Annotated in this window: 8 protein-coding genes; 5 read left to right on the plus strand and 3 right to left on the minus strand. The window is 36.6% G+C overall.

The features are described from left to right. Positions 1 to 181: 181 nt before the first annotated feature. Complete coding sequence (rsgA, locus tag ACOVQ4_RS23280) at positions 182 to 1,111, minus strand: ribosome small subunit-dependent GTPase A (RefSeq protein WP_421822979.1); 930 nt, start codon at positions 1,109 to 1,111, stop codon at positions 182 to 184. Positions 1,112 to 1,175: 64 nt separating this feature from the next. Continuing rightward, entirely contained in the window at positions 1,176 to 2,447 is a 1,272-nt protein-coding gene (locus ACOVQ4_RS23285) for a 3-deoxy-D-manno-octulosonic acid transferase (protein WP_421822980.1), read from the minus strand. Positions 2,448 to 2,619: 172 nt separating this feature from the next. Between ACOVQ4_RS23285 and ytxJ the strand changes: the two genes are divergently transcribed. Next, positions 2,620 to 2,955, plus strand: a complete 336-nt coding sequence (ytxJ, locus tag ACOVQ4_RS23290; RefSeq protein ID WP_421822981.1) for a bacillithiol system redox-active protein YtxJ — start codon at positions 2,620 to 2,622, stop codon at positions 2,953 to 2,955. Between the two features lie 358 nt (positions 2,956 to 3,313). Here ytxJ and ACOVQ4_RS23295 read toward each other — a convergent pair whose 3' ends face one another. Further along, the gene (locus ACOVQ4_RS23295) at positions 3,314 to 3,727 is read right to left on the minus strand and encodes an OsmC family protein (protein ID WP_421822982.1); all 414 of its coding nucleotides are present in this window, start codon (positions 3,725 to 3,727) and stop codon (positions 3,314 to 3,316) included. A gap of 228 nt (positions 3,728 to 3,955) precedes the next feature. Here ACOVQ4_RS23295 and ACOVQ4_RS23300 point away from each other — a divergent pair, with 228 nt between their 5' ends. From ACOVQ4_RS23300 to metK, 4 genes are all read left to right on the plus strand, one after another. Further along, positions 3,956 to 4,783, plus strand: coding sequence for a hypothetical protein (locus ACOVQ4_RS23300; protein ID WP_421822983.1), 828 nt, complete (start codon positions 3,956 to 3,958; stop codon positions 4,781 to 4,783). 89 nt (positions 4,784 to 4,872) lie between these two features. Beyond that, positions 4,873 to 5,748, plus strand: a complete 876-nt coding sequence (gene lipA / locus ACOVQ4_RS23305) for a lipoyl synthase (RefSeq protein ID WP_421822984.1) — start codon at positions 4,873 to 4,875, stop codon at positions 5,746 to 5,748. A 772-nt stretch (positions 5,749 to 6,520) separates the two neighbouring features. Beyond that, positions 6,521 to 7,747: a lycopene cyclase family protein gene (locus ACOVQ4_RS23310; RefSeq protein ID WP_421822985.1), complete on the plus strand. Its 1,227-nt coding sequence runs from the start codon at positions 6,521 to 6,523 to the stop codon at positions 7,745 to 7,747. Positions 7,748 to 7,963: 216 nt separating this feature from the next. Continuing rightward, positions 7,964 to 8,849 (plus strand): methionine adenosyltransferase (gene metK / locus ACOVQ4_RS23315; RefSeq protein WP_421822986.1); only part of this gene is annotated, 886 nt, incomplete at its 3' end.

An 8,849-nucleotide genomic window follows, 5' to 3' on the forward strand; every position in this document is an offset into this window, starting at 1 on the left:
TTTAAGTTTTGAGCTTTTGGCTTTCAGCTTTGGGCACTTGTCAAAAACATATCTATCGTTTTTAATAAACAATAAACACTCTTTGCCTTGTGCCTGTTGCCTCGTGCCTAAATAAAAAAAACTTAAATCTAATTTTGTACAACTACTTAATAGTAAAAAAAGGAATAAGTCTCCTTTGTGTTTATCGTCGGTTGTCGTCGTCGTCCATCATCGACAAATAGCTCATATAACGACTTGCTGCAATAGTACCTTGGCCTACAGCTTCGATAACAGCACATTTGGGTTCGTTGATATGTTGGCAATTATTAAATTTACATGCACCCATCAAGGCCCTCATTTCAGGGAAGAAATGTGATAACTCCTCTTTTTCTATATCGATAAGCCCTAATTCTTTAATTCCTGGGGTATCTATGATGAAAGAATTATCTTCAAGCTCAAACATAGTAGCAAAAGTGGTTGTATGAACGCCTTTATTGGCGAAATTGGAAATTTCGGAAGTTTTCAAGTCCAAATGCGGTGCAATAGTGTTAACCAAAGAAGATTTACCAACTCCCGAATGTCCCGAAACAAGTGAAATTTTGTCTTTTAATAAATCTCTAAACGCCTCAATTCCTATATTTTCTGGAACTGAGGTAAAAAGACAAGGGTATCCAATTTCCTCGTACATGGCCGCCATATCCGCTAGTTCGTCTTTTTCTTCCTCCGAAAGTAAATCTACTTTATTAAAAACAATGGTAACAGGAATCCGAAACGATTCGGCAGAAACCAAAAAACGATCAATAAAGCCCTGAGAGGTTCGAGGATAGTTGAGCGTTGCAATAATGACAGCTTGATCGAGATTGGCAGCCAAAATATGCCCTTGGGCAGTTTTATGTACCGATTTTCGAATAATATAATTTTCTCGTTGTTCTATCTCATATATGATAGCAGTGTTTTCGACTGTATCTTCTATTGTAAATTTCACTCGGTCGCCCACAGCAATGGGGTTTGAAGTTTGAAGTCCTTTAATTTTGAACTTACCCTTCAAACGAGCCTGCCAGACGTGTTTATCTGATTCGGCCATTACCTCATACCACGAGCCTGTTGAACGTATAACTAGTCCTCTATGCATAAATTGATTGATTGGAAGAGTAAAATTAAAGCTTTTCATCTTAAACTTTTACTCGACTTATCTATTACTCAGATAAGGTTTTTACAAAATTGATAATTTTTTGAGTGCTTCCGATATTAGTTTTGACATACGCCAAAATTTGCTCAGAAACGGTTTTTCGTTTGTTGAAATCGTCATACAAACCTCTAAATATCTTTTCGAAAGATTGAGTATTATCGATTGGTTGCGCACCTCCAATGTCGATTAAGTCCATCGCTTCTTGAAATTTGTTATAAACCTTGTCTCCAAAGAAAATCGGAAGGCCAAAAGTAGCAGCCTCTAGGGTATTATGAAGTCCTTTGCCGTAAGCGCCTCCTATCCAAGCATATTCGGCATATTGATAGAGCGAAGAAAGCATCCCAATATTATCAATAAATAAAACATCTGCTTGTTTTACCTCTTTGCCAGCAAGAGCCTCAGAATAACGAATACTGGATTTTTTTAGCTCATTTTGCCATTGTATTATTTCTTCGGGATGTATTTCGTGCGGTGCAATAATGACCTTCAAAGGCGCTTCAAAACTATTGATAAAGGGGCAAAGTACTTCAAAATCTTGCTTCCAACATGAACCAATTATCAGTGTTTGAGTATTATTTTTGAATTGCTCAGCAATCGGGATGGCTTTTTTGTTTTGAGCTATTTGAGCAACCCTATCAAATCGTGTATCTCCTGCAATACTGACATTTTTTTGAATTTGTATACCTGCTAAAAGCGAGGCAGACTTTTCATTTTGTACAAAAATATGTGTTAATAATCGAAGAATATTTCTGTTGAATGTTCCATAAGATTTAAAGTAAACCTGATTTTCTCTAAAGATGGTTGAGAATGAAATACTTGGAATATGAGCTTGTTTGAGGGTGTTCAAATAATTATACCAAAACTCATACTTTACAAAAAACGCTATACAGGGGTCTACCAAGGTCACAAAACGCTGGGCATTGCTTGGTGTATCAGAAGGAAGATAATAGATAAAATCTGCATCATCGTAGTTTTTTCTTACTTCATATCCAGAAGGAGAAAAGAACGTTAGAAGTATCTTGTGTTCTGGAAAAACGTTTTTATAGGCTTCAATCACCGGGCGACCTTGTTCAAATTCGCCTAAACTAGCACAATGAAACCATGCTATTGATATCGGAGTGGTCGATTGTTGACGAGCTTCTTGAAGTTGGAGTTCGAGCTTTTCAAAGAGGGATTCCCTGCCTTTAAGCCAAAGCTGAGCCTTCTGATTGAAAGGGCTTGCCAGACGAATTAGCCATTGATACAGCTCAATCGATAAATTATATAGTATTTTTGCCAATGCGTTTTAGAATTGTATCATGAAATTTGAATCAAATTTACTACGATTTCGTTTAGCAATAAAACAATTCTAAAAGACAAACAACAAAAATACCATAATCGTTGATAGAAAAATGATAATTTGTTTGTGCATAGGCTATCATTTTGACCGTCATAATACATATTTTAATCCCATGAATTGGAATCAATTAACCACCGTAGAGCAATTACAAGCTATTAAAGAAGAGTCATTTAATCAACCAGTATTGATTTTTAAACATAGTACTCGTTGTTCGATTTCATCCACTGCATTAAGCCGTATTGAGAGAAATTGGAAACAAGAAGCAGTTGGCGAACTAAAGCCTTATTATTTAGATTTAATTGCTTTCAGACCTGTATCAAATGCCATTGCTGAGGTATTTGGCGTAGAGCACCAGTCACCGCAAGTACTCCTAATCAAAGACGGAGCAAGTGTGTATGATGCTTCTCATTTTGATATTCGTTTTGAAGAAATTGCCGAAACAGTCTAACGATGTCGGATTGGAGATTTTGGATTGAGGATTAGTAGTGTACGAAAGATTTCCAAAAATTCGGATTAGGGATTTCTGATTTCAGAAATAAAGTAAAATACCTTTATTTTTTTACAAAACATAGAAGATTACACTTCCGAAATCCGATATCCGAAATTAAATGGCCTTTGTGTTTAGTTTTACCAAATCGCTGACATCAGAAATTATAAAGGCTACCTTACGCAAATAGGTAGCCTTTATAATTTTTATCCCAAAAATATTTGGGTAAAATGGATGAATTTCTTTGAAAATTAGGCAAGTATGCCCTAAGAATACTTTCTAATAACGGATACATTGCCAACAAATAAAATCCATTTACCTATAGCCATTGAATATCAATTACTTGTTCCACCTCAGGATGAAGGCTCAACGATACAGGGCATTTGTGTGCTGTATTCTCTAATTTTTTAATATGTGCGTCGTCCAAGGCAACATTTGTTTTCATTTTTAGGTTAATCTCTAAGCGAGCGATTCTACGTGGAGGAGTTTGAGACATGATTTTGGTTACCTCAACCTCCGAGCCTGCCAACTCGATTCCATCTCTTTGTGCTACAATAGCCATAGTTGTAAGCATACATGTGCCAGTGGCTGTAGCCACCAAGTCAGTAGGGGAGAAGGCTTCACCTTTACCCATGTTATCGGTAGGAGCATCTGTAATGAGTTGATTGCCTGACTGTAAGTGCGTTGACTCAGTGCGAAGGTCTCCAAGGTAAGTTGTTTTTACTGTGGGCATATTAATAGAGTTATTGTGATGATTGTAAGAAAAAGGTAATTTTAGTTGAAATTGACCAAGTACCAAAATAAATTGCTTTATATTTCGTATTGCTTATGAAACGATGGCTTTTGTTTTCTCGAATACAATAGCCAATATTTGTATTACCGAAATTTCCTGTTTACTTTTCCTAAAATTACGCAAAAACCTTGATTTTTGATGATTTTGGGCTAAAATGAAAAGTTTATCGTGAAAACAACTACCAAATATTTAGCAATGAGCTTACTGTTGTTGACTTGCAACACTTGGTTGCATGCACAACGTAGAAATACTCCTGCCAACACATCGACAACAACAACTCCCAAGTCTGCTGCGCCAAATCGTGCGCCTTCTACAAAACCCAAAAACGAGGTCGACGAAGAAAACTATAGCTCTATATTTTCGGTCGGAATTACGACCAACACCAATTCTGGTTTATTAGGGGGATTTATGGTGCGTAAAGAAATTGTTATAGACAACGGAGCTGCTCGCAGACAGATGCATTATTTCAACCTAGAGCTAGTCAACGTCGATAATTATCAAGAAAGTACACTTCATGCAGGGGGAAATGGTTCGGGTTATGCCTATGGCAAAAAGAACTATCTGTTGGCTGTTCGTCCTCAATATGGTCGTGAAATAAGTTTATTCAGAAAATCCTCAGATGGTGGTATCAATGTCAATGGTATTATTGCGGCGGGTCCAAGTTTAGGGTTCCTAAAACCGTATTATGTAGATGTATATTATGGAAGAGGGTATTTGGTAAGCGAGCCTTACGATCCCAATGTACACTCTATCAATAATATTGCTGGTAGCGGAGGCTTTTTTAAAGGTTTTGGAAATATGAAATTTACGCCTGGTATCAATATCAAAGCAGCCTTAAACTTTGAGCTAGATGCTTTCCGCCAAAGTAACATAAGCCTAGAGGTTGGTTTCTTGGCAGATATTTATAGTAAAAAAGTCGAAATTATGGCACTTTCAGACAATCAAAGTGTCTTTACTTCTGGATATTTGACAATTTTCTTCGGGGGTAAAAAGTAAGTTCGTATTTTTGCACATTGTTGAATCAAAAATAGGGTATCGTTTGTTTAAAGAATAAATGCTTTTTCAACCTACCTCAATTTATTGTAATGATAGAACTTCCAGTAGTAGCCCCAAGTGCTACCAAGCATAACAAAAAGCCAGATTGGTTAAGAGTAAAATTACCAATTGGTAAAGAATACGCGAAAGTTCGTAGTATTGTTGATGAATACAAATTACATACAATTTGTCAATCGGGTAACTGCCCAAACATGGGCGAGTGTTGGGGGGCAGGTACTGCAACCTTTATGATTTTGGGTAATGTTTGTACTCGCTCTTGTACATTTTGTGCAGTAGCTACTGGTCGCCCAAACGAATATGATGCCGACGAACCACGTCGCGTAGCCGAGGCTATTAAGTTAATGGGAGTAAAACATGCTGTTATTACTTCAGTTAACCGCGATGAATTAAAAGACCGTGGCGCCGAAATTTGGTATCAAACAGTGGTGCAAGTAAAAAAAGAGTCACCAACAACCACTATCGAAACGCTGATTCCTGACACAAAAGGAAATTGGGACGCCTTGTATCGTATGATTGAGGGCGGTCAAGAAGTTGTTTCTCACAATATGGAAACTGTTGAGCGTTTGTACCGTAATGTGCGCCCTCAGGCTAAATACGCCCGTAGTTTGGAGCAAACCAGACGTACAAAAGAATTTGGTAAACGCACAAAAACTGGAATTATGCTCGGTCTAGGCGAAACCAAAGAGGAGGTTTTTAAGGCTATGGACGATTTGGTTGAGAATGGTTTAGATGTCTTGACTTTGGGTCAGTATCTTCAACCAACCAAAATGCACCATGAAGTAATAGAGTGGATACACCCAGATACTTTTGCGATGTACAAAGAGGAAGGCTTGAAACGTGGAATACAATATGTTGAATCGGGCGCATTGGTTCGTTCAAGTTACCATGCCGAAAGACATATATAAAAAGTAATCCTGCAAAGTTAGATTTGAGTTTTGTGTATTAGGCAAAAGGCATGAGGCAAAGAGTGTTTTAGAAACAAAAGATATTTTTTGCCCAAAGCTGAAATCTTTAAGCTCAAAAATTAAATTTAATCTCGCGTTTTAGTCTCAAGGCAAAGAGTCTTAAATTGCTGTTTAGTAACGATAGCATATTTTTGTAGAAAATATTTTAGTTTAAAAGCCTTACCTTCGAGTAAGGCTTTTTTGTATCACTTAAGTTTTGTTTATCAGGCACAAGGCAAAGTGTGTTGATTGTTTTTTTAGTAAAAGTAAAGATTAAATCAATAGTATCTTAAAGGTAAAAATCAAGATTAATATTTTGAATATCAGTATATTATAATAAATGGTATACTGTTAACCTAATTACTGGACAAAAGGAGAAAAGGTATTTAGACTTTTTCAATGCATGTTTAAAAACAGTTTAAAACTGTTAAAAAAATGAGTCCAAGACTAAGTCTTGAACTAGTATCTTCAATTTTGTCCAGTAATCAGACTGTTAACTAATAACGTCTTGTTACTTACCTAGTAAGGATAGATATGTTTTTTACCTAATGCCCACGGCTTATAAAATAAAGCTAGGCACTAAAATCTAATTTTTCACGAATACTTACTAATTTAATAGCAATTCAAAAGTTTTGGGCCAAAGCCTGCCTCTGAAAGCCGAGAGCCGATACCCGAGAGCTCAAAAATCTAAACAATGTAACCAGATACCTGTTACTAAAAGAAAATGTTATCTATGAGCACAGCATCAGAAACCTATTCTTCTAAGTATGATTATATTATAGCAGGAGGTGGCTTGGCAGGATTATCCTTGGCCTATTATCTCAATGAATCTGGATTGAGAAATGCCAAAATATTGATTATTGATCAATCTGTCAAAAAAGAGAATGATAAAACTTGGTGTTTTTGGGAGGCAGAATCAGGCAAGTTTGACCAAATTATTCAGCAAAAATGGAAAGGCGTGTGGTTTCATGGTACCAGAGAATTCAACCGATTTTTACCTATTGATGAGTATGCATACAAATTGATTCGAAGTGAAAACTTTTATCAGTTTGTTCTACAGAAACTTTCGCAAAATCCCAATATCACTTTACTCCAAGCTGGTGTCTTATCTTTTCAAAAATTATCCAATCAATCAACAGAAGTCTACACAACAAAAGGATATTTTGAGGCCTCTGAATTAGTTTTTGATAGTACATTTCGTTCTCCTTATACAGATACTCGTTACAACCAGATGCTTCAGCATTTTAAAGGTTGGGTAATAGAAACAACCGAGCCTGCGTTTGACGAAACACAACCAACGATGTTTGATTTTCGAATCGAACAGCGTGAGGAATGCCGTTTTGTATATGTATTGCCCTACAGTAAAACCAAAGCATTGGTAGAGTATACCATTTTTTCTGACAACCTCTTGCCAGAGGAGGAATATGAGAAAGCGCTCGAAAGTTATCTCAAAACTCATGTAAAAGTTGATAAGTATCGTATTGAAGAAGTAGAAAATGGTGTGATACCAATGTCAGATGAGCCACATATCAGAATGCCATCATCTGGTATTGTAAGAATAGGAACTTCAGGCGGGTTTGTAAAAGCTTCTACAGGCTATAGTTTTACCAGAACTCAAAGATTTTTACAAAAACTTGTAAGCGATTTGGAAGCAGTGGGAGGAAATGGAAAAGCCTTTGAGCAATCACACCAAACATGGAAAAAAGCAATCTATATTTCTGATTGGAAAGGTTTTTTGGACAGTATCCTATTGGATGTTATGCTTCAAAAGCGTCATTCATCCAAAGATATATTCACTTGCTTGTTTAGTAAAAATCGCCCAGCACAAATCTTGAAGTTTTTGGACGAAGATACTAGTCTATTCGAAGACTTAGCTATTATGAACACCGTTCCGATAATTCCATTTATAAAATCAGCTTTTGTAGTTATTTTTAAAAAAATAAAGTATATTTTTAGATAATTTATCTATAATCTATCAGTCAACTAAGCTAAATTGTCAATTAGAAATATAAGTTGTAGTTTTGTAAAACAAATTAAACCCTTGGCTGTGAGTACTGAGCCAAAGGCAAGAGTTGAGTATTAAAAACTTGAAAAATCTTGTCGAATTTCCGCTTCTTAGCTTGTTTGCTTGGGTTAATTTTTTCCTTAGAATTTCAAAAAAAATTAAATTGTAGAAATGGCATATCTTTTCACCTCTGAGTCAGTTTCTGAAGGACACCCAGATAAAGTTGCTGACCAAATATCAGACGCACTTATTGACCACTTCATGGCGTTTGACCCTTCATCAAAAGTAGCTTGCGAAACATTAGTAACAACTGGTCAGGTAATTTTGGCTGGAGAGGTAAATACTAACACTTACTTAGACGTTCAGAGTATTGCACGTGAAGTAATCCGCAAAATTGGTTATACAAAGTCTGAATATATGTTCGAAGCAAATTCTTGTGGTATTCTTTCTGCAATCCATGAGCAATCTGCTGATATTAACCAAGGTGTAGATCGCAAGAACCCTGAAGAACAAGGTGCTGGTGACCAAGGTATGATGTTCGGTTATGCGACTAAGGAAACCGAAAACTATATGCCATTGGCATTGGATTTGGCTCACAAAATCTTACAAGAGCTTTCGTACATCCGTAACAACGAGCCGTCTTTGATTGGTTATTTGCGTCCTGATGCCAAATCTCAAGTAACTATCGAATATTCTGATAGCAACGAACCTCAAAGAATTGATACTATCGTAGTATCTACTCAGCACGATGATTTTGATACTGAAGAGGCGATGTTGGCTAAAATTAAAGCCGATATTGTTGCAATTGTCATTCCTCGCGTAAAAGCAAAATTGACGCCTGAGCTTCAAGCTTTGTTCAATGATGAGATTACTTATCATATTAACCCAACTGGTAAATTTGTAATTGGTGGCCCCCACGGAGATACTGGCTTGACAGGTCGTAAAATCATTGTAGATACTTACGGCGGAAAAGGTGCTCACGGTGGTGGTGCTTTCTCTGGTAAAGACCCTTCAAAAGTTGACCGCTCTGCGGCTTATGCTACTCGTCATATCGCTA

Origin of the sequence: Flectobacillus sp. (genome assembly GCF_049240685.1) — a bacterium.
Lineage (GTDB): Bacteria > Bacteroidota > Bacteroidia > Cytophagales > Spirosomataceae > Flectobacillus.